This is a genomic window from Epibacterium sp. MM17-32 (assembly GCF_022348205.1).
Lineage (GTDB): Bacteria > Pseudomonadota > Alphaproteobacteria > Rhodobacterales > Rhodobacteraceae > Epibacterium.
This window is the reverse complement of sequence record NZ_JAKRFC010000001.1, coordinates 458,890-484,089: the sequence shown is the minus strand read 5'-3', so window position 1 is coordinate 484,089 and position 25,200 is coordinate 458,890. Positions and strand designations below refer to the sequence as shown.

The window sequence follows — 25,200 nt, the reverse complement described above, 5'->3', positions numbered from 1 at the left end:
ATCATGCGATAAGCTGACCGGAGCCGATGGCTCTCACGTTGATTCGTCCCCGCGCCAGCCCGGCCGGGCGCATCGGGTGGCGGGATGCATGGCGACAAACGGCAAAAGACCGGCCCGCGGTCGGATGGCAGAAGCAGGCTCTGCCCGTATCGCGGCACCGGAGGAGGCGAAGAGGAACGCATGGAGCAGTTAGAAGAATTGCAGGGCCGCATCCAGACTGCGCTGCACCGTATTTATGGCGGCGTCGCGGCGCTGGAACAGAAGCATGCCAACCGGCCGGTGCCGACGCTGGAAGAGCTGGACATGCAAAAGCATGCAGAGCTGTTGGCCGATCTCGAAGACGAGCGGATGGCAAATGCGCAGCTCGAAGAGCGGCTGAAGCTGCTGCACGGCCGTCTTGAGGACATGGAAAAGAAGGTGGCCGCCGTCGACGGCGCCGAGGACATGATCGCGCTGCATGCGGAGCTGGAGCTGCTGCGCAATGCGAGCGGCAACCCGGTCGAGGTCGACGCGCTCAAGGCCGAAGTTGCGCGGTTGAAGCAGGACCTGGAAGTGGCCCGCAACCAGGCCGCCAGCGAACACGAAAAGCTTGAGGACGACCTGACGGAGGCCACCGCCCAGAACGAGGCCTTGCAGGCACAGATCGACGCGCTGTCCGCCGGAGCAGGCGCAGAGCTGGCGCCGGCGGTCGATACCGCAGCATTGGACGCCGAACTGGACACGCTGCGCATCGAACTGGAGGCCATGCGGGCCCGCGCCGAAGCGGCGGAGGCGGCTTCTGGCGCCGATGCGCCGGTCGACGAAGGGGTCAGCGCCGAACTGGACCAGCGCCTGGGAGAGCTGGACGGAGAATTGCAGAACCTTCGGGCCAGCAACGATCAGCTGCGCCAGTCCAATGCCGCCCTGCGCGCGGCCAATGCCGAAGGGGTCGGTGATCCGACATTGATAAATGCAGGATTGGAAGCCGAGGTCGAAGGGCTGAAAGCGGCCCGCGCCACTGACCAGGCCGAGGTCAACGCGGTGCTGGCCCGATTGGAGCCCCTGCTGGCGACCGCGCCCAACCTGCCGGAAGGAGAAGAAGCCTGATGCCGGAAGTGACCATTCACATCGGAGGCCGCGATTTTGTGGTGTCCTGTCAGGAAGGCGAGCAGAGTTTTCTGGAGATGGCGGCCGGGATGCTCGACGATGAGGCCCAGGTGCTGTCGGATCAGATCGGGCGCATGCCCGAGGCGCGGATGCTGTTGATGGCGGGCCTGATGCTGGCGGACAAGACAGCAGCAGTCGAGGACCGGATCAAGGAAGTCGAAGCGGTGCTGGCGGAAAAGGATGCCGAGATCGCCCAGAAGGTTGCCGAGCTGGAAGAGCTGCGCAATGCACCGCCGCCGGAGCCGGAACAGGTCGAGGTGCCCGTCGTGCCGCCACAGGTGGCCGATGCCTTGGCAGACCTTGCGGCGCGCGCCGAGGCGCTGGCCGGCGAAATCGAGCAAAAGGCCGCGCCTGACGATGACGACGAAGACACGGAAGAGGCGGAAGGCTCCGATGCCTCCGCCGACGCCGCCGTTGAAAGCGTTGCCGAGGGCGAAGAGACCGCACAGGCCTGACCGGACTTCTGCCGCTTTAACAGATAAAAAGCCCGCCGAACCATCAGGTTGGCGGGCTTTCTTGTGAGGATCGGATCCCGGATCAGGCCCGGATCAGGCCTAGGTCAGGCGTTGGCTTCGCGGATCTTGTCGGCTGCATCCTTGTTAAAGCTGATGCCGTTTTGCTCAAACATGCCGTCGAGTTCGCCGGAGAGGGTCATCTCGGTGATGATGTCGCAGCCGCCGACAAACTCGCCCTTGATGTAGAGTTGCGGGATGGTCGGCCAGTCGGAATAGTCCTTGATGCCCTGACGGATGTCCTCATCTGCCAGCACGTTCACGTCGGTGTAGTCGACGCCGATGTAGTTGAGCACCCCCGCCACGCGGGAGGAAAAGCCACATTGCGGCATTTCCTTGGTGCCTTTCATGTAAAGCACAACATCATTGGCTTTGACGGTTTCATCGATTCGGGTCTTTGCGTCGGTCATGGTATTGGTCCTTTGTCGTGGCGCCGGGATGCGCGCTTAACGCGATAGTTTCCGGCTGATCGAACGGTTGTAATCTTGCGCCTGTGCGTTGGCAGTTTGAGCCTGTTCTACGATCTCCAGATCAGTGGCTTCCATACCCAGTGGTACATCAGAAGGCTTGGTCGTGATCTTGTCTGGCTGAGCATCAACCAGTCGTCGGCGCGGGCGTGATCGCCGTATTGTGTTCGTGAAGATGGCGACACCCGCAATGGACAGACCGATAAGGAGCCAGACGTTCCAAATCATTCCGGTGCTTTGGTGGTCAGGGCGAGGGCGTGCAGATCGCCGTCGGGACCATCCATCTTGCCTTTGAGCGCGGCATAGACGGCGCGTTGCTGCTGCACGCGGTTCTTGCCGCGAAAGCTCTCGTCGATGACCATGGCGGACATGTGAACGCCATCGCTGCCGCCCACCTGAATTTGCGCATCCGGGAAGGTTTCGCGCAGGAGGGCTTCGATTTCATGGGCCTGCATTGGCATGGGGCGCATCCTTGCTGTGGTGTTCTTTTGCCAAAATGTAGGGCTGCAATGCGGGGGACGCAAGCAACTCTACCGTGATTGTAAGGTCTGTTTCATCGCGACCGATGTGAAACAGGACGGGGGCGCTCCCGCCTGCTTATGGACCGGCCCCAAAGGGGCCCGCCCAACACAGTTGGGCCCGGCACCGCGCAGGCGCGGTGCCGGGCCCAAGGCCGCCAAGGGGGCTTAGCATCTGCTAAGGCACCTGCGGGCGCGGGAGTTTCCCCGCCTTTTTTGCTCAGGCGACCGCTTCGGCAAAGCTTGCGCGGAAGATCTGGCTCAGTTCTTCCAGTGTCGCCTCGGAGCCGCCGATCTTGACGGTATCGCCGGTAAAGCGGCCAACGGTCAGGAGCGGTACACCAGACTGGCCGGAGGCAATCATCAACGCCTCTGCCTGGTCAAAGTTGCAGGCGACGAGGTAGCGGGCCTGATCCTCGCCAAAGAGGGTCGGCGTATCGCTGATATCGATCTGCACGCCGACACCGGCGGCCTCGGCCATTTCAAACGCTGCCAGCACCAGACCACCATCGCTGATGTCGGTGCAGGCCTTGATGAAATCGCGGTTGTCGCGGATGAATTCGCCGTTGCGCTTTTCGGCCTCCAGATCCACCGCAGGCGCATCGCCATCTTCGCGGTTGAAGACCTCGTGCAGGAGCGCCGACTGGCCGAGGTGACCGGTGGTTTCGCCCACCAGCAGCAGCACGTGACCGTCGCGGGCCTCGCCCAGGATCGGCTCTTCATCCGCCGCAACCAGACCCACCGCACCGATGGTGGGGGTGGGCAGGATCGCCTGGCCGTCGGTCTCATTATAAAGAGAGACGTTGCCGGAGACGATCGGCATATCCAGCGCCGACACCGCCTCGCCGATGCCTTTGAGCGCGCCGACAAACTGACCCATGATCTCGGGCTTTTCGGGGTTGCCGAAGTTCAGGTTGTCGGTGGTCGCCAGCGGTTTTGCCCCCACGGCGCAGAGGTTGCGATAGGCCTCGGCCACGGCCTGCTTGCCGCCCTCAATCGGGTTCGCCTTGACGTAGCGCGGGGTCACATCAGAGGTGAACGCCAGCTTCTTGTCGGTGCCATGCACGCGCACCACGCCGCCACCTAGGCCCGGACGGCGGGCGGTGTCGCCCATCACGGTGGTGTCATATTGCTCATAGACCCACTGTTTGCCGGCATAGTTGGGGCTGGAGATCAGCGCCTTCAGCCCGTCGATCGGGTCAATGGTCGGCACATCCGCATCCGTCAGCGCCTCTGGGGCTTCGACCTCGATCCACGGGCGGTCGTATTCCGGCGCGGAGGAGGAGAGTTTCGACAGCGGCAGGTCGGCCTTGACCTCGCCGTTGTGCATGATGAGAAAGCGGTCTTCGGCAATGGTCTCACCCACGATGGCAAAATCGAGGTCCCATTTCTCGAACACCGCTTTCGCCTCGGCTTCCAGCTCGGGCTTCAGCACCATCAGCATGCGCTCTTGCGATTCCGAGAGCATCATCTCGTAGGCGGTCATCTGCTCTTCGCGCTGCGGAACCTTTTCCAGATCCAGACGCACGCCAAGGCCGCCCTTGTCGCCCATCTCCACGGCGGAGCAGGTCAGACCCGCCGCGCCCATGTCCTGAATGGAGATCACGGCACCGGTCTGCATCAGCTCCAGCGTCGCTTCCATCAGGCGTTTTTCGGTGAAAGGGTCGCCAACCTGCACGGTGGGGCGCTTTTCCTCGATGGTGTCATCGAATTCTGCCGACGCCATGGTCGCACCACCAACCCCGTCGCGGCCGGTCTTGGCGCCGAGGTACACAACGGGCATGCCCACACCGGAGGCGGCGGAGTAGAAGATCATGTCGGTCTTCACGAGGCCCGCCGCAAAGGCGTTCACCAGACAGTTGCCGTTGTAGGCGGGGTGAAAGCGCACTTCGCCGCCGACACAGGGCACACCAAAACAGTTGCCGTAGCCGCCGACGCCCTCAACCACGCCGTTTACCAGCTGGCGGGTCTTGTGATGCGCAGGCTCGCCAAAGGACAGCGAGTTCATCGAGGCGATCGGCCGCGCGCCCATGGTGAAGACATCACGCAAAATGCCGCCAACACCAGTGGCGGCACCTTGATAGGGCTCGATATAGGAGGGGTGGTTGTGGCTTTCCATCTTGAAGACGACCGCGTCGCCATCGCCGATGTCCACGATACCGGCGTTTTCGCCGGGACCACAGATCACCTGCGGGCCGGAGGTCGGCAGGGTGCGCAGCCATTTCTTGGAGGATTTGTAGGAACAATGCTCGTTCCACATGGCGGAGAAAATGCCGAGCTCGGTGAAGGTCGGCTCCCGGCCGATGATCTCCAGGATCAGATCGTACTCATCGGGTTTCAGTCCGTGGTTTTCGATCACTTCAGTCGTAATGGCTGGTTCCTGCATGGCGCTTAGATGGCCCCCCGGGTCGCTTCATGTTGTCGGCCTTTTAGAGCAAGGCCAACGGCGGGGAAAGGGGGCATGATACAGCATCGTGCCGATGCAAGCTGTGCCCGGAAATTGGGCAGGCGGGCCGTTGCCTGCCTGTCGACACATCACATGGGGCGCGCGTCGCCTTATTGCGTCGGAAAAGCGATGTTTTGTCTGGCCCCATCGGCGTGCCGCGGCCTAGATCATGTCCAACACCACGCGACACGCGATAGCGGCACATGCGGCGCGCGGGAAAAAACTGGGCAAGATCCTCTGCGGCCAAAAAAAAGGCCGAGCACTAAGCTCGGCCGTAGTCCAACAGGGAGGTATGAAGTGCGGCGTGTGCCGCGTCTTCATGAGGGTCATTTAGGGTGCCTGCCGCGATGCCGCAAGGGTTTTGAAACACTTGTTAAATCAAGCCTGCCATGCGCTATGTGCATAGCTGGGCGGCTGCATGCATGCCGCTACGGCGGATATCAGATTTTTCCAAGTTCTTTCATGTGCTTACGGTGTGCGATGATCTCATTCTGCACGAAGTCCCGAAAGGCGGAAACACGCTGCGAATGGCGCAACTCTTCCGGGTAGGCGAGGTAGACGGGCACACCATTGGTGTCCTCATTTGGCAACACCTGCACCAGATCGGGGAAATCCTCGGTCACATAGTCCGGCAGCACCCCGATGCCGAGATCCTGCAACACCCCCTGCAACACGCCGAAATAGTTGTTCACGGTCAAAAGCGACTTGGGGTTATGGGTCATCAGCTTCTGCACCATGACGGTGGCAGAACCCACCTGCGCCGAGCGCAGGCTCTGGCAGATCAGGCGGTGGTCGCAGATTTCCTCGATCGTTTCCGGCCAGCCGAACTTGTCGATATAGCCCCGCGATGCATAAAGCCGCATCTGCACCGTCATCAGCCGTTTGCGGATCAGGTCGGCCTGGCTGGGTTCCTTCATGCGGATGGCCACATCGGCCTCGCGCATCGGCAGGTCGAGCACGCGCTCCTCCAGCATCAGGTCGATCTTGAGGTTGGGATATTGTTCGTAGAGCTTCGCCAGGCGCGGCGCCAGCCAGAGCGTGCCGAACCCGGTGGTGGTGGTCACCCGCAATTCGCCGAACACGCCTTCTTCGCTGTCGCGGATTCGCGCCGAGGCGGTTTCCAGACGTTTGGCCATGGTGCGGGTGGCATCAAACAGCAATTCGCCCTGTTCGGTGAGAATCAGCCCCCGCGCGTGGCGGTGAAACAATGTTGCGTTCAGGCTCTCTTCGAGCCCCCGGATCTGCCGCGACACAGCAGATTGGGACAGATTGAGGCGATCCCCCGCATGGGTCAGGCTGCCCGCGTCCGCAACTGCATGAAAGATCCTGAGTTTGTCCCAATCCATTGATTTTACTCTTTCTGCCTCTTTTAGACAAACTACCTTAGGAACAGCCTAAGTTTCAAACCTTACCGGAGTTTGACACGGATTCTTTCGAATACGGCTATACAGGTCAGCATCTATGACCTATTATTGGATCCAAAATGCAAGCAAGTCATGGTTGAGGAGGACCGGATGAGCACGCAAAAGATCTCGCTCAATGACCGTTACGATCTTGAAAAATCGCCGATTCTGCTGAACGGCACTCAGGCGCTGGTGCGTCTGATGCTGATGCAGAAAGCGCGCGACGTGGCCGCCGGCCTGAACACCGCCGGTCTGGTGACCGGCTATCGCGGCTCGCCGCTTGGCGCTGTCGACATGCAGATGAAGCGCGCGGAAAAGCTGCTGACGCAATCTGACGTGACGTTCCAATATGGTCTCAACGAGGATCTTGCCGTCACCGCGCTTTGGGGCGCGCAACAGGCGGAGATCCGCGGCGAGGGCAAATACGACGGGGTCTTTGGCCTGTGGTACGGCAAGGGGCCGGGGGTCGACCGCTCCGGCGATGCGCTGCGCCATGCCAATATGGCGGGGTCTTCGAAACATGGCGGCGTGCTGGTGGCCATGGGCGATGACCACACCGGCGAAAGCTCCACCGTGCTGCACCAGTCGGAATGGTCCTTGCTGGATTGCTACCTGCCGATCGTCAGCCCCGCCGGGGTGCAGGAAATTCTCGACTACGGCATCTATGGCTATGCGTTGTCACGGTTTTCCGGCCTCTGGGTGGGTCTCAAGACGATGAAGGACACCATCGAGGTGACCTCGGTTGTTGACGGCGATCCCGACCGGATGCAACTGGCCGTGCCGCAGTTCGATATGCCGCCGGATGGTCTGAACATCCGGCTGGATGATGACCGCTTCCGTCAGGAAGACCGTATCATCGACTACAAACGCTTTGCCGCCGAGGCTTTCAGCCATGCCAACAAGATGGACAAGCGCATGTGGGGCAAGCCCGGCGCCAAGATCGGTTTTGTCGCTGCGGGCAAGAACTGGCTGGATCTGGTTCACGCGCTAAGCCTTTTGAATATCGACGAAAACATGGCCGAACGCCTCGGGATCACCACCTATAAGGTGGGGCAGACCTGGCCGATGGACATGAAAGGGTTCCACGACTGGGCCGAAGGGCTCGATCTGATCGTGGTGGTCGAGGAAAAGCGCAAGCTGATCGAGATCCAGATCAAGGAAGCGATCTTTGACGACCGGCGCGGGCGTCGTGTCTACGGCTGGTACAAGGGCGGTGCGGGCACCATGCACCGCGAGGAGCTGTTCCCGACCAAATATGCCCTCGACCCGATCATGATTGCCGAGAAACTGGGCAATATCCTGATCGAAGAAGGCCGCGACACCGAGGCGATCCGCGCCGGTCTGGCCCAGCTCGATGATGCGAAACGGGCCGACAATGCCGAGGAAATCGCCGCGCGCCTGCCGTATTTCTGTTCCGGTTGCCCGCATAACTCCTCAACCAAACTGCCGGATGGCTCCCGCGCCTATGCGGGGATCGGCTGTCACTTCATGGTGCAGTGGATGGATCGCGAAACCGTTGGCTTTACCCATATGGGCGGTGAAGGTGCGAACTGGATTGGCGAGGCACCGTTTTCCAAGAGAAACCATGTATTTCAGAACCTTGGCGACGGAACCTACAACCACTCCGGGGTGATGGCGATCCGCGCGGCACTCGCCGAGGGCACCAATATCACCTACAAGATCCTCTATAATGACGCGGTGGCGATGACCGGCGGCCAGCAGGCCGAGGGTGGCCTCACTGCGCCCCAGATCGCGCATGAGCTGACCGCCATGGGGGTCAAGACCATCGCCGTGGTCTATGACGAAAAAGAGGACGTGGTCGCCAGCCAGTTCCCCTCCGGCATGCGGATGCATGAACGGGGCGAACTGATGAAGGTCCAACGCGAGTTCGAGGAGGTGGGCGGCGTCTCGGCCATCATCTACATCCAGACCTGCGCGGCCGAAAAACGCCGTCGCCGCAAGAAGGGCCTGTTCCCGGATCCGGATCAACGGGTGTTCATCAACTCGGACGTCTGCGAGGGCTGCGGCGATTGCGGCGTGCAGTCGAACTGCGTCTCGATCGTGCCGAAAGAGACCGAACTGGGCCGCAAACGCGCCATCGACCAGTCCAGCTGCAACAAGGATTTCTCTTGCCTCAACGGGTTTTGCCCGTCGTTCCTCACTGTCGAGGGCGCCAAGATCAAGAAGAGCGCAACCGCCAGCCTGGAGCTGCCGGAACTGCCAGACCCGCAACTGCCCGCGATCGACGGCACCCATAACGTGGTGATCACCGGCGTCGGCGGCACCGGCGTGGTGACCATCGGTGCGGTGCTGGCGCAGGCCGCACAGATCGACGGCAAGGGCGCGGGCATGATGGAAATGGCCGGCCTCGCGCAGAAGGGCGGCGCGGTGCATATCCATTGCCGCATCGCCGAGCAGCCCTCGGACATCAGCGCCATCCGCGTGGCCACCGGCGAGGCGCACGCGTTGATCGGCGGCGATCTGGTGGTGAGCGCGGGGGCCAAGACCCTAGGCCTGACCTCGACCGGGCGCACGGGCGCAGTTGTGAACAGCCACGAGATCATCACCGGGGAATTCACCCGCAACACCGATTTTGCGTTGCCAAGCAACAGGTTGCAGGTCGCGCTTCAGGCGCGTTTGCGGGACCGGGTGGATCTGTTTGATGCCTCCGAACTGGCGCGCATCAGCATGGGGGATTCGATCTTTTCCAACATGATGGTCTTTGGTGCCGCCTGGCAGCGGGGCCTGATCCCGGTGTCCTATGAGGCGCTGAAACAGGCGATCGAGCTGAATGGCGCTGCGGTAGAGAAAAACCTCCGCGCCTTTGATATCGGACGCTGGGCGGTGCTCTATCCCGAGGACGCTGCCAAACTGCTGGCGCCGAGCGTTGTTGAGCTGCCCAAGACGCTTGATGAGAAGATCGCCTATCGCCGGGCGCAGCTGGTGGACTACCAGGGCGAGCGACTGGCGAAACGCTACGAGAAACTGGTGGCGGGTGTCTCCGATCCGCGGCTCAAGGAAGCGGTGGCAAAAGGCTATCACAAGCTCTTGTCCTACAAGGATGAATACGAGGTTGCCCGCCTGCTGCTGAGCAGCCGCGACAAGGCGGCGGCGGAGTTTGATGGCGATCTGAAGATCTCTTACAACCTCGCACCGCCGATTCTGGGCGGCAAGGATGCCAATGGTCGCCCGAAAAAGCGCAAGTTCGGCCCCGGTACGGAACGGTTGTTGCGGATCCTGGCCAAGCTGAAGGGGCTGCGCGGCACGCCGCTGGATGTCTTTGGCTATACCGCCGAGCGCAAGATGGAGCGGGCGCTGATCAAGCAATATGAAGCCGATATGAAGGAATGGCTCGCCAAATCCGACGCGGTGGACATGGATGCGCTGGTGGCGCTGGCGGAGCTGCCGTTGCAGATCCGTGGCTTTGGCCCTGTCAAAATGAAGAGCGAACAGCAGGCTGCCAAGCGGCGCGAGGAACTGCTGGTGGCGCTGAAGCAGGGGCCTGCGCCGCTGAAGGCTGCCGCCGAATAGTGGCCCCCACGCCACTGTGTCTTGGGGATGGCGTCATGAATGTGTTACCAAGGCTGGGCAATATGCGCGCCCGGCCTTAGGTAGCCGGGCACCTGCACCGCAGGCAGCGCATCCCCTGTCTTTACGGAGACCTCAAAGACATGCTTGAGCGTCGTCATATCGCTCGCGATATTTCCTATTCGCACTCGGCCGAGACGCGGCCGGGTCGGATCATGATCCGCCTGATGGAAAACACCACCGGTCGTTTGCGGCTGATAAAGCGCGCCAAGGGCTATGATTCCGAGGTCGCCTCGGGGCGCAGTTTCTGGGACGTGATTGTCGAACGCTACGGTCTCAGCCTTGATGTGGTGGGCGGCAGTCTCGACAATATCCCGCGCGACAAGCCGGTGATCCTGATTGCAAATCATCCCTACGGTATCCTGGACGGGCTGATGATGGGGCATATCCTGTCGCGCACGCGGGGGGATTTCCGCATTCTGGCGCATCAGGTGTTTCGCAAGGCCGAGGATCTGAACAAGGTCATCCTGCCGATCGATTTTGCCGAGACCAAGGAAGCGATGAAGGCCAACCTCGAGACCCGGCGCGAGGCGCTGTCGTATCTGGGGCAGGGCGGTGCCATCGGGATCTTCCCCGGCGGGACGGTGTCCACCGCGGCGAAACCCTTTGCCCATCCGATGGACCCGGGCTGGCGCGGCTTTACCGCGCGGATGGTGGCCAAATCCGATGCGGTTGTGGTGCCCTTGTACTTTGACGGGCACACTTCGCGGCTGTTCCAGATTGCCTCGCATCTGCATTACACCCTGCGCATGGGGCTCCTGATCAAGGAGTTCAAGAAACGCGTCGGCACCCCGGTCCGGGTGGTGGTTGGCGACCCGATCGGCCGCGATGTGCTGGACCCGCTGGCCAAGGACTCCAAAGCAATGATGGATTTCCTGCGCAAAGCCACGTATGAGCTGTCTCCAACACCGCTCAAATCCTATGACTACGGGTTCGAGTTCGAAGAAAAACACCGGGCCTGAACGGGCCCGCACACCCAAAGGCAGTGTGACATGGCAGTTGGTATTTTTGATTCCGGTCTTGGTGGTCTGACGGTTCTGGATGCGGCGCAAAAGCGCCTGCCGGATGTGGATTTCCTCTACTATGGCGACAACAGCCACGCGCCTTATGGGGTGCGCGATGCCGAAGATATCTATCAGCTGACCCACAAGGCCGTGCACGACATGTGGGATCGCGGCTGCAATCTCGTGATCCTGGCCTGCAACACCGCCTCGGCGGCGGCCCTGCGGCGGATGCAGGAGGCTGGCGTGCCCGAGGGTAAGCGGGTGCTTGGCGTGTTTGTGCCCTTGATCGAGGCGCTGACCGAACGCCAGTGGGGCGACAATTCGCCCCCGCGTGAGGTGGCCGTGAAACATGTGGCGCTGTTTGCAACCCCCGCCACCGTGGCAAGCCGCGCGTTCCAGCGCGAGCTGGCGTTCCGCGCCATTGGCGTCGATGTAGAGGCGCAGGCCTGCGGTGGCGTTGTCGACGCCATCGAAGAAGGCGACATGATCCTTGCTGAGGCGCTGGTCAAAAGCCACGTCGACGCGCTGTTGCGCAAGATGCCCCGTCCCGAGGCGGCGATTCTGGGCTGTACCCATTATCCGCTGATGGAGGACATCTTTCAAAAGGCGCTGGGGCCGGATGTGCAGGTGTTCAGCCAGGGCCGTCTGGTGGCCGACAGCCTCGCGCATTATCTGGAGCGTCGCCCCGAGATGATCGGCGGCGGTGCCGCAGGCTATGTGACCACGGGCGATGCCGGACGTGTCAGCAGCCGCGCGACGCAGTTCTTGCGACGAGAAATCACTTTTGACGCGGCCTGAGGTCTCGTACCTTCACGTCCAACCTGATTTCCTGTCTGCGATTGATGCAGGCCCTACTGACACATGAACAATTCGAGGTCTCGACATGACCCATAACGTGGCAATCCTTGGTGCGTCCGGCTACACTGGCGCAGAGCTGATCCGGCTGATTTCTCAGCACCCAAACATCACCATCAAAGCCCTCGCCGCCGAGCGCAAGGCAGGCATGGAGATGGCGGATGTGTTCCCACATTTGCGTCATCTTTCGCTGCCAACCCTGTGCAAGATCGAGGAAATCGACTTCTCGCAGATCGACCTGTGTTTTTGCGCGCTGCCGCATAAGACCAGCCAGGAGGTGATCGCCAAACTGCCCGGTGATCTGAAAATCGTCGATCTTTCGGCGGATTTCCGGCTGCGCGACCCGGAGGCCTATCAGAAATGGTACGGCAACCCGCATGCGGCGCTGGAGCAGCAAAAAGAGGCGGTCTATGGCCTCACCGAATTCTACCGTGACGAGATCAAATCGGCGCGGCTGGTGGCGGGCACCGGCTGCAACGCCGCAACTGGGCAGTTCGCCCTGCGGCCGTTGATCGCGGCGGGCGTCATTGATCTGGATGAGATCATTCTGGATATGAAATGCGCGGTCTCCGGCGCCGGGCGGGCGCTCAAGGAAAACCTGCTGCACGCGGAACTGAGCGAGGGCTACAACGCCTATGCCATCGGCGGCACCCACCGGCATCAGGGCGAGTTCGATCAGGAATTCTCTCTGCTGGCGGGGCGTCCCGTGCAGGTTCAGTTCACACCGCATCTGCTGCCCGTGAACCGGGGGATCTTGGCGACCACATACGTCAAAGGCGATGCGCAAAAGATCCACGAGACCTTTGCGAAGGCCTATGCTGATGAGCCCTTTGTCGAGCTGCTGCCCTTTGGCGAGGCCCCCTCGACCCATCACGTGCGCGGCTCGAACTTCGTTCATATTGGGGTGACAGGGGATCGCATCGACGGGCGGGCGATTGTCATCGTGGCGCTTGATAACCTGACAAAAGGTAGCAGCGGTCAGGCCTTGCAGAATGCGAACCTGATGTTAGGTGAAGAGGAAACAGCCGGGCTGATGATGGCACCGCTGTTCCCTTGAACAAGAGGTCCAGATGAAGTCCCTGAAGAAGCAGCGGCGAATCCAGATCATAGCGCTTGCGACCGTGGCCCTGATCGGGTCCACGGCGCTTATTGGATATGCGATGCGCGATGGCATCAACTACTTCCGCTCGCCCAGTCAGGTGATGGAGACGCCGCCCGAACCGACCGAGACCTTCCGCATTGGCGGTTTGGTCGAAGAAGGCAGCCTGCAACGCGGTCAAGGCGAGGCGGTGCTGTTTTCCGTGACCGATGGCGGGGCTAGCGTGCCGGTGACATTCACCGGGGTGTTGCCGGATCTGTTTGAGGAAAATCAGGGCATGGTGGGCACCGGGCGTTATATCAACGGCGCCTTCGAAGCCTCTGAAATCCTTGCAAAACATGATGAGACCTACATGCCCAAAGAAGTGGTGGATGCCCTGAAGGAACAGGGTGTCTATCGCGAGGACGAGAGCTGATTTTCTCGACGCATGCCTCTGGTTTTACAACGCGCCCGGCGGTCTTCGCACGGGCGCGTTGCGTATCTGGCGCACGCCGTGCGCACCTGATTTCAAGGCCCGAACGCTAGTCTTCCTGCCAGTTCCCGATTGGAGGATCTGGCATGGATGTCGCAAAAATCGCCCGAGAGATTGTCGCCCGTGAAGGCGGCTATGTGAATGACCCCGACGATCCCGGCGGGGCGACCAAACATGGCGTGACCATTCACACGCTGCGACAGCTTGGCCTTGATCTGACCGGTGACGGCGGGGTGGATCGGCGCGACGTCAAGGCGCTGGATCGCGCGCAGGCCGAAGAGATTTTCCTGCGCGAATACTTCCGCCGCCCGCGTCTGCATCTGCTGCCAGAGCCCCTTCAGGCCAGCGTCTTTGACATGCATGTCAACGCAGGCGCCAACGCGGTGCGTATCCTGCAAGAGCTGTTGTGCGAGATGGGCTATGACCTGCGGGTTGATGGCGCCATGGGGCCGCAGACGGCCAAGGCGGCACAGGCCGCGGGGCAGGTCAATATGGAGGCACTGGTCAATGCCTATGGGATCGCGCGCCGGAACTACTACTTCGACCTTGCGGATCGCCGCCCGCGCAGCCGCAAATATGCTCGCACCCGGGCGGGTGGCAAGGGCGGCTGGATTCGTCGCGCCGAAGAGTTCATCGCGCCGCGCTATCACATGACCCCGGCAGAGTTTCAGTCCCGTACAGCGCATTGGTCGTGAAGGAGGTTCCATGTTTTCAACGCTTTGGGAGATGCTCTTTGGCAATCGGCGCAATGTGATCCGCGAGACGGCAGAGGTCTTTCGCGAAAACAGCGAACAGGCGGCGGTGCGGGCGCATGACCTGCAAGGCGCAGCGCTGGCGCAGTTCGCAGCCGAATTTGCAGGGCAGAAAAGCGGCTTTGATCGCTTCATGGATGGGGTCAACCGTCTGCCGCGCCCGATGCTGGCGCTGGGGACGCTGGGGCTGATGGTGGCGGCGATGGTCGACCCGCTGTGGTTTGCGGCCCGCATGCAGGGTGTTGCGCTGGTGCCCGAACCCCTTTGGTGGCTCCTGGGGATCGTGGTGTCGTTTTACTTTGGCGCGCGCAGTCAGGCCAAGACACAGGCCTTTCAGGAGGGCATCGCACGCAGCCTTGCACGGGTGCCGCAGGCGGTTGAGAATATCGAGCAGCTGAACACAGCCGCGCAATCTTCTGATAAAAAACGAGAAAACGATAGCGCGGATAATCCGGCGCTTGCGGACTGGCACCGCGCGCGGTGATTGAAGACCCCCTGCGGCGCGGGGACGCGGGCGAATGTGATTGGCGCTGATCTGCGAGACCGATATAGAAGCAGGTATGATTACAGAGCTCGGTCACTTCGCCCTTATCCTAGCCTTCATGATCGCCATTGTTCAGATGGTCGTGCCCCTGATTGGTGCGCACAAACGCTGGCCCGGATGGATGGCGGTCGCGGAACCCGCCGCGCAGGCGCAGTTCCTGTTTACCGCCTTTGCCTTTGGCGCGTTGACCTGGGCCTTTGTGACCTCGGACTTCTCGGTGCGGCTGGTGACGCTCAACAGCCATTCCGCAAAGCCGATGATCTACAAGATTTCCGGCACCTGGGGCAATCACGAGGGCTCCATGCTGCTGTGGGTGCTGATCGTGAGCCTCTTTGGCGCCACGGCGTCGGTGTTTGGCGGTGGCTTGCCGCCGACGTTGAAGGCCCGTGTGCTGAGCGTGCAGGCAGCGATCGGGGTGGCGTTCTTCGCCTTTATCCTCTTTACCTCCAACCCGTTCCTGCGGCTGACAAATCCGCCGTTTGACGGGCAGGATCTGAACCCGCTGTTGCAGGATCCGGGCCTCGCCTTCCATCCGCCGTTTCTGTACCTGGGCTATGTGGGCCTCTCGATGGCGTTTTCCTTCGCGGTTGCGGCCTTGATCGAGGGGCGCGTTGATGCGGCCTGGGGACGCTGGGTGCGACCCTGGACCCTGGCGGCGTGGATCTTCCTGACCATCGGCATCGCGCTGGGGTCGTGGTGGGCCTATTACGAGCTCGGTTGGGGTGGGTTCTGGTTCTGGGATCCGGTCGAAAACGCTTCCTTCATGCCATGGCTCCTCTCGGCAGCGTTGCTGCATTCGGCGATCGTGGTGGAAAAGCGCGAGAGCCTGAAAAGCTGGACCATTCTGCTGGCGATCCTCGCCTTTGGGTTCTCGCTCATCGGGACATTTATCGTCCGCTCCGGTCTGCTGACCTCGGTGCATGCCTTTGCCAATGATCCGGAGCGTGGCGTGGTGATCCTGGCGATCCTTGCTGTTTTCACCGGCGGCGCGCTCTTGCTCTTTGCACTGCGGGCGCAGGCGATGGAGGCCAAGGGCGTGTTTTCCATGGTCAGCCGCGAAAGCGCGCTGGTGGCCAACAACCTGCTGCTGGCGGTGAGCTGCTTTGTGGTCTTTGTCGGCACGCTCTGGCCGGTGGTGGCCGAGATGGCGTTTGACCGCAAACTCTCGGTCGGGGCGCCGTTCTTTGACGCGGCCTTTCCACCCTTCATGGTGGCGCTGGGTCTGTTGCTGCCGATCGGGTCGGTGCTGCCGTGGAAACGGGGCAAGGGCGCAAAGACCCTCTGGGCGCTGCGGTATGCCATGGTGCTTGCGCTGGCGATCGCGGGTCTCACCTGGGCCGTTCAGTCCGGCGACAGCCTGCTGGGTCCGGTCGGGGCCATGCTCGGGGCCTGGGTGGTCAGCGGTGCGGCGCTGGATCTGTGGAACCGCGCCGGGCGCAAGGACAAGCTGGCCCGCCTGATGCGCCTGCCGCGCGCCGATTGGGGCAAGTCGGTGGCGCATGCCGGGCTTGGGGTCACGATCTTTGCGATTGCGGGCCTTACCGCCTGGCAGGTCGAGGACATCCGCGTCGCCAATATCGACGAGCCCTTCCGCGTCGGCCCCTATGACATGGTCCTCAGGGCGGTCGAAGAGGGGCGCGGCCCGAACTATTTCACCACCATGGGGGTGGTCGAGGTGACCCGCAACGGGCGCGAGATCGCCACCCTGCGGCCTGAAAAGCGCGTCTACCCGGTGGCGCAGATGCCCACCACCGAAGCGGCGATCGACTACCGGTTCACCCGGGATCTTTATGTGGTGATCGGTGATGCGCAGGCGGGCGGCGGCTTTACCATGCGGACCTATATCAAACCCTTTGCCAACTGGATCTGGGGCGGGTGCCTGTTGATGGCCCTTGGCGGGCTGCTGAGCCTGTCGGACCGCCGGTTCCGCGTTGCCGCCGGGGCGCGCAAAACCGCCGCAGAAGGGGTGCCGGCAGAATGATACGTCTGATCAAAGCCCTGGCGGCGGTTCTGCTCCTGTCGGTCACGCCGGCCTTTGCCGTGCAGCCGGACGAGGTTCTGGACGATCCGAAACTGGAACAACGCGCCCGCGACCTGTCCAAGGGGCTGCGCTGCCTGGTGTGTCGCAACGAGAGCATTGACGAGTCCAACGCCGATCTGGCCCGCGACCTGCGCCTGCTGGTGCGCGAGCGTCTGGTGGCGGGAGACAGCGACGAAGAGGCGATCGACTTTATCGTGGATCGCTACGGCGAATATGTGCTGCTGAAGCCGACGGTGCGCGGGGCCAACTGGATCCTCTGGGCGGCGGGACCGATGATGCTGGTGCTGGCGTTGCTGGTTGCGCTGATGTATCTGCGCAAACGCGCCACGGCGGCGGGCGGGGCCGAGACTGACGACCTGTCAGCGGATGAACAGGCGCGCCTCAAGGAAATCCTCAAGGACTGACGCGTGATACCGGGACGCGGGCGGATTGCCTCGATCGGCATAAATTGCTAAAGAGAACTTGGTCCGCAGTTCACCAAGGCTCCGCCACGCGCTAAACCTGCTTTATACATCATGTCATTGGACTCCTGATCGGGGTGCCTCTGGACAAGGGCGGACATCCGTATGGCCCGAGCCATGCCCGGCATCCTGAGAGATATGGAGGACATGATGTCCAAGGATGTGATCCGTCTGACCATTCCCGATGTGTCAGATTTTGCCAAACAGCTGCGCAACGCCCTCACCGACGCACCAGGCCATGTGGAGATGCTGAACCATGTGGCCCGCGCCGCAGGGTATCGCAATTTCCAGCACCTGCGCAGCCAGAACCCGCCCACGCCAGAGATTGACCACAAGCGCATCGCGCGGGCGGCGCGCTATTTCGACGGTCGTGGACGTTGGGAAAGCTGGCCGACAAAACGCGGGGTGCGCGAGCTGTGCCTCTGGGTGATCTGGGCGCGACTGCCGGCCCGGGAACGCTGGAGCGAGCGGCAAATCTCGGCGCTGATTGACGAGCAGTGCAGCTTTCACGATGCGGCCCAGATCCGGCGCAGCCTGATCGAGATGCAGCTTTTGACCCGCAATCGCGATGGGTCGGACTACGCGCGGTTTGAAACACCGATGGATGCACATGGCGCGGCGCTGCTGTCCTTGCTCGCAGAGCGGCAGAAAACGCAAGAAAAGCCAAAGATTGGCTGACGCGGCGTTTGTCTTTTCGCAGGCGGATGCTTAGGTCAACATGCGCATAACTCGAACAGGGATATTTCACGCATGGACTACCGCGACATTCAGTATTCGCTTGCAGACGGGCTTGCGACCGTGACCTTGAACCGCCCGCAGAGCATGAATGCGCTCACCAGCCAGATGCGGGCGGAGATCACCCATGCGATGAAAGCGGCCGCATCCGAGGCGCGTGCGGTGGTGCTGACCGGGGCGGGCAATGCGTTTTGCACCGGTCAGGATCTCAAGGACGCCTCCTCCGGTGGCAACCAGATCGATCTGGAGCGCACGCTGCGCGACGAATATGTGCCGATGCTGGAGGCGATCTACAACTGCCCGGTGCCGACGCTCTCTGCCGTAAACGGTCCGGCTGCCGGGGCAGGGGCCAATCTGGCGCTGGCCGCCGATGTGGTGATCGCCACCGAGAGCGCCTATTTCCTCCAGGCCTTTGCCAAGATCGGGCTGATGCCGGATGCGGGCGGCACGTGGTTCCTACCGCGCCAGATGGGGCTGGCCAAGGCGATGGGCGCGGCGCTGTTTGCCGACAGGATCTCGGCGCGTCAGGCCAGTGACTGGGGCATGATCTGGGAAGCGGTGCCGGACGCGGAGTTCGAGACCCATTGGAACGCGCGTGCGGCCTATCTGGCCAGCGGCCCGTCCAAGGCCTTTGGCGCTATCAAACAGGCGCTGCGTGACTCCACCACCAACAGCCTGTCCGACCAGCTGTCGCTGGAGGCGCATTTGCAAGGGGAACTGGGCCGCAGCCGTGATTTCATGGAGGGCGTCACCGCATTTATGGAAAAGCGCAAACCGGGGTTTGAAGGGCGCTGACCGCGCGCAAGCCACTCTGTTACCACAAAAAAGCCGCCCGTTCCGGGGCGGCTTTTTCATAGGTTGGTCCGTCTGGCGCAGCGTTAGGCGTTTGCCTGAAGCAGCTGCACATGGGTGGCGGGATCAAAGCCATCGCCCGCGTTTTCCAGATAGGCGATGACCTCACCTCCGACCAGAATCTCCACATCGGCGCTGCCATCGGAGTTGGTGACGGTTTCATAGCTCAGATCTGGCGGGGTCAGACCGTCGTAGCGATAGACAATGCTGTCATCCCCGACGTTGAAGTCGCGAATAACCGCAGCCTCTCCGGCGTCCATCCAGTCGCCGATCCCAAAGACATCGAGCCCCTCACCGCCGGTCAGATCATCTCCGGCCCCGGCAAGCAGGACGTCATTGCCATCGCCCCCCATCAGCACATCGGCGGTGCCATCATCGACGACATCCAGACCAAAGGTGCTGGGAGTGGATTCGTTTTCAAGAAAGACCTGCCGCAGCGTGATCGGCGAGGACAGCGACGGATCGGTGACCAGCGTGCCCCCATTCAGCGCATCATCCCCGGCGCCACCGTCGAGCGTATCGGCGCCGGTCCCCCCATGCAGCCCGTCACTGCCATAGCCGCCAGAGAGGCTGTCGTCGCCGGAATCGCCCGACATGTAGTCCTGACCGAGGCTGCCACTCATGGTGTCGTCGCCCTCACCGCCGACCATCACATCAAGGCCACCGCCCCCGGTCATGCGGTCATCACCGGCGCCGCCTTCGAGGATGTCGGCATCAGCGCCACCGGAGATGAAATCATCGCCTTCGCCACCATAAAGATCGTCGGTGCCAGCATCGCCGTAGAGCGCATCATCACCGTTTTCGCCACGCAGATCGTCCGCGCCTGCGTCGCCATTGATGGTGTCGTCGCCTTCGCCGCCTTCGCTGCGATCATCGCCGTCGCCCAGGGAAATCAGATCGTGCCCGTCGGTCCCGATCAGCAGGTCGCTTAGCGACGAGCCTTCCAGCGTGCTGTCCGGCACCCGTTCGTTGGCGGCGGTGTCTTCGGTGCTGTCATCACTGTCGTCACCGTCACCATCCAGGGCCACAAAGGCGCCAACGGCTGCCAGGGTTCCCATCATCGCAAGTAGAAACATTCCATGCCCTCGTTCGGTAATCACAGGTCACCGCATTGCTCGCCATCCTTGAATGCGGCAAACACATGGCAACCTGCGGGTATATGGTCCGTTTTAAGGCCGGAATTTGAAAAGTAACGTATTTAATTGAAGATTGGTTAAAACTGTCTGTTTCGCGATCCGCGACAATAGTCCCGAATGCGATCTCTGTTCTCTGAGCGATTTGCATACCACTGAAAACAATAAAAAAACCGCCCGGCAACTGTGGGCGGTTTTTAAGGTCTCTTTTGCTACGGCTCAGCGGTTTTCGATATCGACGTAATCGCGCTGTGTCTCACCCAGATACAATTGGCGCGGACGGCCGATTTTGTTCTGCGGATCGCCGATCATTTCCTTCCACTGCGAGATCCAGCCAACGGTGCGCGACAGCGCAAAGATCGGCGTGAACATCGAGGTCGGGAAGCCCATCGCCTCGAGGATGATGCCCGAGTAGAAGTCGACGTTCGGGAACAGCTTCTTCTCGATGAAGTAAGGATCGTTGAGCGCGGTCTGCTCCAGCTCCTTGGCCACCTGCAGCAGCGGGTTGTTCTCGACGCCCAGCAGCTCCAGCACCTCGTCGGCGGATTGCTTCAGCACCTTGGCGCGCGGGTCGGTGTTCTTGTAGACGCGGTGGCCAAAGCCCATCAGGCGGAACGGATCGTTCTTGTCCTTGGCGCGTTCGATGAACTCCGGGATACGGTCGACGGAGCCGATTTCCTTGAGCATCTCGAGGCAGGCCTGGTTGGCGCCGCCATGTGCGGGACCCCAGAGGCAGGCGATGCCGGCCGCGATACAGGCAAACGGGTTGGCCCCGGAGGACGACGCCAGACGCACGGTCGAGGTCGAGGCGTTCTGCTCGTGATCCGCATGCAGGGTAAAGATGCGGTCCATCGCCCGGCTCAGGATCGGGTCGACCTCGTAGTTCTCTGCCGGAACGGAGAAACACATGTGCAGGAAGTTGGCCGCGTAATCCAGATCGTTGCGCGGATACACAAACGGCTGGCCGATGGAATATTTATAGGCCATCGCCGCAATGGTCGGCAGTTTTGCGATCAGGCGGATGGCCGCCACTTCGCGCTGCCACGGATCGGAGATGTCGGTGGAATCGTGGTAGAAGGCCGACATTGCGCCCACAACACCCACAAGGGTCGCCATCGGGTGCGCATCGCGACGGAAGCCACGGAAGAAGTTGTGCATCTGCTCGTGGACCATGGTGTGACGGGTCACACGGGTCTCGAAATCCTCAAGCTGGGTCGCGGTCGGCAGCTCACCATAGAGCAGCAGATAGCAGACCTCCAGATAGTGGGATTTCCCCGCCAGCTGGTCGATCGGATAGCCACGGTGCAGCAACACGCCTTCGTTGCCGTCGATATAGGTGATGGTGCTGTCACAGCTCGCGGTGGAGGTGAAGCCCGGGTCATAGGTGAAGACGCCCGCCTGAGCGTAGAGTTTGCGGATGTCCAGAACATCCGGCCCGGCGGTGGGCTTGAAAATGGGCAGATCGTAGGTCTCACCATTCAGGCTCAGCTGGGCCGTTTTTTGTGAATCTGTCATAGATGTCCCTTCCTGTTACAGGCGCAGAGAGGGCGGGTGGCCCGTTCCGCGCAGCGGGGCGCCGACGTCGACTGGCGACGCAGGCGGAATCCTATCCGAACGGGCTTACCCGGATCTGACCATTAGATCCCATCGGGCAATCAGCCTGTTACGTCCTTGAGCCGGGCCAGCGTTTCATCCCGGCCCAGGCAGATCATCATGTCGAAGACCGAAGGCGTTACCGCGCGGCCTGCAAGCACAGCCCGCAGCGGGCCGGCCAATTTGCCAAACTTCGTGTCCTTGGCCGCGGCAAATTCATTCAGGGCGGCCTCAAGTTCGTCTCGCGACCAGCTAGCATTTTGCAGATGCGGCGTCAATTCTCCCAGTATACCAAGGGATACTGAATCAAGCGCTTTTTCCGCCTTCGCATCCCGGTCCAGCGGACGTGAAGCCAGCACAAAATGGGCTTTTTCAAGGAGTTCCGGAAAGGTCTTTGCCCGGTCCTTGAGGCAATGCATCGCCGCTTCAAGCCCGCGTGACTGTGCGTCACTTAGGGCGGGTTTACCGGCGGCCTCCAGATAGGCTTCGATTTCCTGCCGCAGCGCAGCATCCTCAGCGATTGCAATATGTTGGCCGCAGAGGTTCTCCAGCTTCTTGGTGTCAAACCGGGCCGGGCTCTTGCCGATTCCGCTCAGGTCGAACCACTCCTTGGCCTGCGCATCGGTGAAGAATTCGTCATCGCCATGCGCCCAGCCAAGCCGCGCCAGGTAGTTGCGCATGCCCGCCGCCGGATAGCCCATCGCCTGGTATTCCTGTGCCCCGAGCGCCCCGTGGCGTTTCGACAATTTTTTACCATCCGGTCCATGAATGAGCGGGATATGCGCCCAGACCGGCACCTGCCAGCCCATGGCCTCGTAGATCATCATCTGACGCGCGGCATTCATCAGGTGGTCATCGCCGCGGATCACATGGGTCACGCCCATGTCGTGATCGTCGACGACAACCGCCAGCATATAGACCGGCGTGCCGTCGGAGCGCAGCAGGATCATGTCATCCAGTTGCGCATTTTGGAGGGTCACATCGCCCTGAACCTCGTCGCGAATGACGGTCTCGCCATCCTTGGGTGCCTTGATGCGGATCGCAAAAGGGGCGTCCGGATGTTCGGATTCGGCGGCGTCACGCCAGGGCGAGCGGAACAGGGTGGATTTGCCCTCGGCCTTGGCGGCCTCGCGGAAGGCGGCGATTTCGTCCTGCGTGGAGAAACACTTATACGCCTTGCCCTCGGCCAGAAGCTGATGCGCGACCTCTGCGTGACGCGCCGCGCCCGCGGCCTGGCTCACCACCTCGCCGTCGTGATCAAGCCCGAGCCAGCGCATCCCTTGCAGAATGGCGGCGGTGGCCTCCGGGGTGGAACGCTCCCGGTCGGTGTCCTCGATCCGCAACAGGAACTTGCCGCCACGCCCGCGTGCATAGAGCCAGTTGAACAGCGCGGTGCGCGCGCCGCCGATGTGCAAAAAGCCGGTGGGCGAGGGGGCGAAACGGGTGACGACCGGTTGGGACATGTGGGGTATTTACCTTTTGGAAACCTTGAGGGTTCAACGTTTGACGCCTGTGTACCGAGCCAGAAGGCAGGGAGCAAGCGTGCGCATTCTCGGCGCCCTTGATACAATGCTACAGCTCCAGCGGGGACATCTGTTTCCCTGGGTGCCGGTGTGTTTTGGCCTTGGCATCGGGCTCTATTTCCGCCTCGCACAGGAACCCTCCGCGTCGATCTATGCGGGCGTGCTTGGCGTCTCGCTGGGGCTGGGTCTCTGCGCGCGGCGCGGTGATGGGCTGGGGCTGCTGGCGGCGGCGCTGGTTCTGGTCGGCCTCGGCTTTTGCTACATGGGCGCGCGCGCGCATCAGGTCGGCGCGCCGGTGTTGTCGTTTCGCTATTACGGCGCCGTGGAGGGGCAGGTGCTCAAGGTCGACAGATCCGCCTCCGACGCCATGCGGATCACGCTGGGACATGTGCGGCTGGATGATGTGTCGCCTGCGCGCACGCCGGGACGGGTGCGGATTTCGCTGTTTGATGGTGCTGCGCCTGAGCCCGGGTCCTGGGTGATGACCACCGCGCATCTGTCACCGCCGTAAGGCCCGGCCGAGCCCGGCGGCTTTGATTTTCGGCGTCACGCCTGGTTTCTGGGGCTTGGGGCGGTGGGCTACAGCCGCGTGCCCGTGTTGCGCAGCGCCCCGCCGGAGATGCTCCCGATCGCTAGTCTGCGCGTCCGGGTGTCAGACTGGGTGCGCGCCGCACTGCCAGAGCGCACCGGCGGCGTTGCAGCCGCCCTTGTTACCGGCGATCGCGCCCATGTGCCGCGACAGGTGACCGAAGACTTGCGCGCCAGCAATCTGGCGCATCTGCTGGCCATATCCGGTTTGCACATGGGGCTGTTTGCCGGCGTGATCTTTGCCAGCCTGCGGCGGGCGTTTGCGCTGTGGCCCTCTGTTGCGCTGCGGTGGCCCGTCAAGAAGATCTCCGCTGCCGTCGCCTTGGTCGCAAGCTTTGGCTATCTGCTCTTGTCGGGGGCCAGTGTCGCCACCGAACGGGCCTTCCTGATGGTGGCGGTGATGCTGGTGGCGGTGCTTCTGGACCGGCGGGCCATTTCCGTGCGCGCGGTCGCCTTTGCAGCGGTGCTGGTGTTGCTGCGCCGCCCCGAAAGCCTGCTGAGCGCCGGGTTCCAGATGAGCTTTGCCGCCACATTGGCCCTGGTGGTGGTGTTTCAGGCGGTGCAGCCATTGTTTCGTCCCGGGCGCGGGGGCGCGTTGGGCAGTGCCGCACGCTGGATTGCCGCGCTGGTTGTCTCCTCGCTGGTGGCGGGGCTGGCGACGGCCCCCTTTGGGGCGGCGCATTTCAACATGATCTCGCATTACGGGGTGATTGCGAATCTCGCGGCCGTACCTGTGATGGGCGCGGTGGTGGTGCCGGGCGCGGTGCTGGCGATCTGTCTGGCGCCGTTTGGAGCCGGCGCAGTTGGATTCTGGATCATGTCGCAGGGGATCAGCTGGATTCTGACCGTCGCTGACACCGTCGCCGGCTGGCCCGGTGCCCGCGGTCAGGTGGTGGCGCCAGAGCCGTGGATACTGCCGGTGCTGGTCATGGGCGCATTGCTGGTGCTCTTGTGGCAGGGGCGGTTGCGCTGGCTTGGCCTCGCGCCCATCGGCGTGGCGCTGTTCTTCTGGCCCTCTTCGCCGCGCCCCGAGGTTCTGATCTCGGCCGATGGCGGTCTGGTCGGCGTGATGACATCCGAGGGACGCGCCCTGTCGCGCCCGCGTGGTAAGAGTTTCGTGGCCGGGATCTGGCTGGAAAACGACGGCGATGGTGCGGATCAGGCGCAGGCCTTTGCCCGAATGGCGCCCGGGCAGACGGACAAAGTACTAGAGTTTCAAGCGGTTGGGCGCCGGTTTGTGCATGTCCTGGGCAAAACCGGCCTTGGCCAATGGCAAAAAAGTTGCGCGCCGGAGGAGGTGATCGTGCTCTCGGTCGAGGCAGAGCCCCCGGAGGGGGAATGCCTCTGGCTCACGCCCCGGGCCCTGCGCGACACCGGCAGCATCGCCTATACGCAAGACGGCGAGAGGGTTACGACCAATGCAGGCGTGCATCGGTTATGGTCCGCGCGGTAACAAAAAAACGCCCGG

The 25,200-nt window shown here is 62.1% G+C and carries 21 protein-coding genes and 1 pseudogene; 15 read left to right on the top strand and 7 right to left on the bottom strand.

The window, feature by feature from the left end; all coding sequences use genetic code 11:
* The first annotated feature begins 180 nt into the window (after nucleotides 1-180).
* Both MHM88_RS02325 and MHM88_RS02320 read left to right on the top strand, forming a co-directional pair.
* Entirely contained in the window at nucleotides 181-1,086 is a 906-nt protein-coding gene (locus MHM88_RS02325) for a hypothetical protein (RefSeq protein WP_239359563.1), read from the top strand.
* Nucleotides 1,086-1,496, top strand: a pseudogene (locus tag MHM88_RS02320) (cell division protein ZapA); the annotation flags it as partial. The gene MHM88_RS02325 and the pseudogene MHM88_RS02320, both read left to right, overlap by 1 nt.
* A gap of 209 nt (nucleotides 1,497-1,705) precedes the next feature.
* Here the strand turns inward: MHM88_RS02320 and grxD are convergent.
* The 4 genes from grxD to MHM88_RS02300 all read right to left on the bottom strand — a co-directional run bounded on the left by grxD (nucleotide 1,706) and on the right by MHM88_RS02300 (nucleotide 6,435).
* On the bottom strand, nucleotides 1,706-2,068 hold the full coding sequence (gene grxD / locus MHM88_RS02315) for a Grx4 family monothiol glutaredoxin (RefSeq protein WP_239319907.1): 363 nt from the start codon (nucleotides 2,066-2,068) through the stop codon (nucleotides 1,706-1,708).
* A gap of 281 nt (nucleotides 2,069-2,349) precedes the next feature.
* On the bottom strand, nucleotides 2,350-2,586 hold the full coding sequence (locus MHM88_RS02310; RefSeq protein ID WP_239359559.1) for a BolA/IbaG family iron-sulfur metabolism protein: 237 nt from the start codon (nucleotides 2,584-2,586) through the stop codon (nucleotides 2,350-2,352).
* Nucleotides 2,587-2,863: 277 nt separating this feature from the next.
* Nucleotides 2,864-5,029 (bottom strand): phosphoribosylformylglycinamidine synthase subunit PurL, encoded by a 2,166-nt coding sequence (gene purL / locus MHM88_RS02305; RefSeq protein ID WP_239359545.1) that lies wholly within the window; start codon nucleotides 5,027-5,029, stop codon nucleotides 2,864-2,866.
* 500 nt (nucleotides 5,030-5,529) lie between these two features.
* Nucleotides 5,530-6,435, bottom strand: coding sequence for a LysR family transcriptional regulator (locus MHM88_RS02300; RefSeq protein ID WP_239319912.1), 906 nt, complete (start codon nucleotides 6,433-6,435; stop codon nucleotides 5,530-5,532).
* Nucleotides 6,436-6,585: 150 nt separating this feature from the next.
* On the opposite strand from MHM88_RS02300, the gene MHM88_RS02295 reads away from it, so the two are divergent.
* From MHM88_RS02295 to MHM88_RS02245, 11 genes are all read left to right on the top strand, one after another.
* Nucleotides 6,586-10,023 carry an indolepyruvate ferredoxin oxidoreductase family protein gene (locus tag MHM88_RS02295; RefSeq protein ID WP_255734132.1) on the top strand — a complete coding sequence of 1,146 codons (3,438 nt, stop codon included), beginning with the start codon at nucleotides 6,586-6,588 and terminating at the stop codon, nucleotides 10,021-10,023.
* Between the two features lie 140 nt (nucleotides 10,024-10,163).
* Complete coding sequence (locus MHM88_RS02290; RefSeq protein ID WP_239359541.1) at nucleotides 10,164-11,042, top strand: lysophospholipid acyltransferase family protein; 879 nt, start codon at nucleotides 10,164-10,166, stop codon at nucleotides 11,040-11,042.
* A 30-nt stretch (nucleotides 11,043-11,072) separates the two neighbouring features.
* The gene (locus MHM88_RS02285) at nucleotides 11,073-11,882 is read left to right on the top strand and encodes a glutamate racemase (protein ID WP_239359539.1); all 810 of its coding nucleotides are present in this window, start codon (nucleotides 11,073-11,075) and stop codon (nucleotides 11,880-11,882) included.
* Between the two features lie 85 nt (nucleotides 11,883-11,967).
* Nucleotides 11,968-12,996, top strand: a complete 1,029-nt coding sequence (gene argC / locus MHM88_RS02280; RefSeq protein WP_239359527.1) for an N-acetyl-gamma-glutamyl-phosphate reductase — start codon at nucleotides 11,968-11,970, stop codon at nucleotides 12,994-12,996.
* 13 nt (nucleotides 12,997-13,009) lie between these two features.
* On the top strand, nucleotides 13,010-13,453 hold the full coding sequence (gene ccmE / locus MHM88_RS02275) for a cytochrome c maturation protein CcmE (RefSeq protein WP_239359525.1): 444 nt from the start codon (nucleotides 13,010-13,012) through the stop codon (nucleotides 13,451-13,453).
* A 143-nt stretch (nucleotides 13,454-13,596) separates the two neighbouring features.
* Nucleotides 13,597-14,205, top strand: a complete 609-nt coding sequence (locus tag MHM88_RS02270; protein WP_239359523.1) for a holin-associated N-acetylmuramidase — start codon at nucleotides 13,597-13,599, stop codon at nucleotides 14,203-14,205.
* A 10-nt stretch (nucleotides 14,206-14,215) separates the two neighbouring features.
* Nucleotides 14,216-14,746: a holin family protein gene (locus MHM88_RS02265; RefSeq protein WP_239359521.1), complete on the top strand. Its 531-nt coding sequence runs from the start codon at nucleotides 14,216-14,218 to the stop codon at nucleotides 14,744-14,746.
* 76 nt (nucleotides 14,747-14,822) lie between these two features.
* Nucleotides 14,823-16,787 carry a heme lyase CcmF/NrfE family subunit gene (locus MHM88_RS02260; protein ID WP_239359519.1) on the top strand — a complete coding sequence of 655 codons (1,965 nt, stop codon included), beginning with the start codon at nucleotides 14,823-14,825 and terminating at the stop codon, nucleotides 16,785-16,787.
* Complete coding sequence (locus MHM88_RS02255; protein WP_239359517.1) at nucleotides 16,784-17,251, top strand: cytochrome c-type biogenesis protein; 468 nt, start codon at nucleotides 16,784-16,786, stop codon at nucleotides 17,249-17,251. Before MHM88_RS02260 ends, MHM88_RS02255 begins: the two co-directional genes overlap by 4 nt.
* Before the next feature lie 162 nt (nucleotides 17,252-17,413).
* Nucleotides 17,414-17,986, top strand: a complete 573-nt coding sequence (locus MHM88_RS02250) for a DUF2087 domain-containing protein (protein ID WP_239359515.1) — start codon at nucleotides 17,414-17,416, stop codon at nucleotides 17,984-17,986.
* Nucleotides 17,987-18,058: 72 nt separating this feature from the next.
* Nucleotides 18,059-18,838, top strand: a complete 780-nt coding sequence (locus MHM88_RS02245; RefSeq protein WP_239359513.1) for an enoyl-CoA hydratase-related protein — start codon at nucleotides 18,059-18,061, stop codon at nucleotides 18,836-18,838.
* Nucleotides 18,839-18,921: 83 nt separating this feature from the next.
* Here MHM88_RS02245 and MHM88_RS02240 read toward each other — a convergent pair whose 3' ends face one another.
* From MHM88_RS02240 to gltX, 3 genes are all read right to left on the bottom strand, one after another.
* Nucleotides 18,922-19,971 carry a calcium-binding protein gene (locus tag MHM88_RS02240; RefSeq protein WP_239359511.1) on the bottom strand — a complete coding sequence of 350 codons (1,050 nt, stop codon included), beginning with the start codon at nucleotides 19,969-19,971 and terminating at the stop codon, nucleotides 18,922-18,924.
* A 276-nt stretch (nucleotides 19,972-20,247) separates the two neighbouring features.
* Nucleotides 20,248-21,543, bottom strand: coding sequence for a citrate synthase (gene gltA, locus MHM88_RS02235; RefSeq protein ID WP_239319967.1), 1,296 nt, complete (start codon nucleotides 21,541-21,543; stop codon nucleotides 20,248-20,250).
* Nucleotides 21,544-21,683: 140 nt separating this feature from the next.
* Nucleotides 21,684-23,084, bottom strand: coding sequence for a glutamate--tRNA ligase (gltX, locus tag MHM88_RS02230; RefSeq protein WP_239359509.1), 1,401 nt, complete (start codon nucleotides 23,082-23,084; stop codon nucleotides 21,684-21,686).
* A 79-nt stretch (nucleotides 23,085-23,163) separates the two neighbouring features.
* Between gltX and MHM88_RS02225 the strand changes: the two genes are divergently transcribed.
* Nucleotides 23,164-23,655, top strand: a complete 492-nt coding sequence (locus MHM88_RS02225) for a hypothetical protein (RefSeq protein WP_239359507.1) — start codon at nucleotides 23,164-23,166, stop codon at nucleotides 23,653-23,655.
* Nucleotides 23,656-23,763: 108 nt separating this feature from the next.
* Nucleotides 23,764-25,185: a ComEC/Rec2 family competence protein gene (locus MHM88_RS02220; RefSeq protein WP_239359505.1), complete on the top strand. Its 1,422-nt coding sequence runs from the start codon at nucleotides 23,764-23,766 to the stop codon at nucleotides 25,183-25,185.
* Nucleotides 25,186-25,200 lie beyond the last annotated feature (15 nt).

What these genes read in the sequence shown, in the direction of transcription:
- MHM88_RS02255 (WP_239359517.1), top strand. Translation starts at nt 16,784, where the DNA reads ATGATACGTCTGATCAAAGCCCTGGCGGCGGTTCTGCTCCTGTCGGTC.
- gltX (WP_239359509.1), bottom strand. Translation starts at nt 23,084, where the DNA reads ATGTCCCAACCGGTCGTCACCCGTTTCGCCCCCTCGCCCACCGGCTTT.
- MHM88_RS02295 (WP_255734132.1), top strand. Translation starts at nt 6,586, where the DNA reads ATGGTTGAGGAGGACCGGATGAGCACGCAAAAGATCTCGCTCAATGAC.
- MHM88_RS02290 (WP_239359541.1), top strand. Translation starts at nt 10,164, where the DNA reads ATGCTTGAGCGTCGTCATATCGCTCGCGATATTTCCTATTCGCACTCG.
- MHM88_RS02325 (WP_239359563.1), top strand. Translation starts at nt 181, where the DNA reads ATGGAGCAGTTAGAAGAATTGCAGGGCCGCATCCAGACTGCGCTGCAC.
- ccmE (WP_239359525.1), top strand. Translation starts at nt 13,010, where the DNA reads ATGAAGTCCCTGAAGAAGCAGCGGCGAATCCAGATCATAGCGCTTGCG.
- MHM88_RS02300 (WP_239319912.1), bottom strand. Translation starts at nt 6,435, where the DNA reads ATGGATTGGGACAAACTCAGGATCTTTCATGCAGTTGCGGACGCGGGC.
- MHM88_RS02260 (WP_239359519.1), top strand. Translation starts at nt 14,823, where the DNA reads ATGATTACAGAGCTCGGTCACTTCGCCCTTATCCTAGCCTTCATGATC.
- MHM88_RS02285 (WP_239359539.1), top strand. Translation starts at nt 11,073, where the DNA reads ATGGCAGTTGGTATTTTTGATTCCGGTCTTGGTGGTCTGACGGTTCTG.
- argC (WP_239359527.1), top strand. Translation starts at nt 11,968, where the DNA reads ATGACCCATAACGTGGCAATCCTTGGTGCGTCCGGCTACACTGGCGCA.
- grxD (WP_239319907.1), bottom strand. Translation starts at nt 2,068, where the DNA reads ATGACCGACGCAAAGACCCGAATCGATGAAACCGTCAAAGCCAATGAT.
- MHM88_RS02240 (WP_239359511.1), bottom strand. Translation starts at nt 19,971, where the DNA reads ATGTTTCTACTTGCGATGATGGGAACCCTGGCAGCCGTTGGCGCCTTT.
- MHM88_RS02245 (WP_239359513.1), top strand. Translation starts at nt 18,059, where the DNA reads ATGGACTACCGCGACATTCAGTATTCGCTTGCAGACGGGCTTGCGACC.
- MHM88_RS02270 (WP_239359523.1), top strand. Translation starts at nt 13,597, where the DNA reads ATGGATGTCGCAAAAATCGCCCGAGAGATTGTCGCCCGTGAAGGCGGC.
- MHM88_RS02250 (WP_239359515.1), top strand. Translation starts at nt 17,414, where the DNA reads ATGGCCCGAGCCATGCCCGGCATCCTGAGAGATATGGAGGACATGATG.
- MHM88_RS02265 (WP_239359521.1), top strand. Translation starts at nt 14,216, where the DNA reads ATGTTTTCAACGCTTTGGGAGATGCTCTTTGGCAATCGGCGCAATGTG.
- MHM88_RS02220 (WP_239359505.1), top strand. Translation starts at nt 23,764, where the DNA reads ATGCTCCCGATCGCTAGTCTGCGCGTCCGGGTGTCAGACTGGGTGCGC.
- gltA (WP_239319967.1), bottom strand. Translation starts at nt 21,543, where the DNA reads ATGACAGATTCACAAAAAACGGCCCAGCTGAGCCTGAATGGTGAGACC.
- purL (WP_239359545.1), bottom strand. Translation starts at nt 5,029, where the DNA reads ATGCAGGAACCAGCCATTACGACTGAAGTGATCGAAAACCACGGACTG.
- MHM88_RS02310 (WP_239359559.1), bottom strand. Translation starts at nt 2,586, where the DNA reads ATGCCAATGCAGGCCCATGAAATCGAAGCCCTCCTGCGCGAAACCTTC.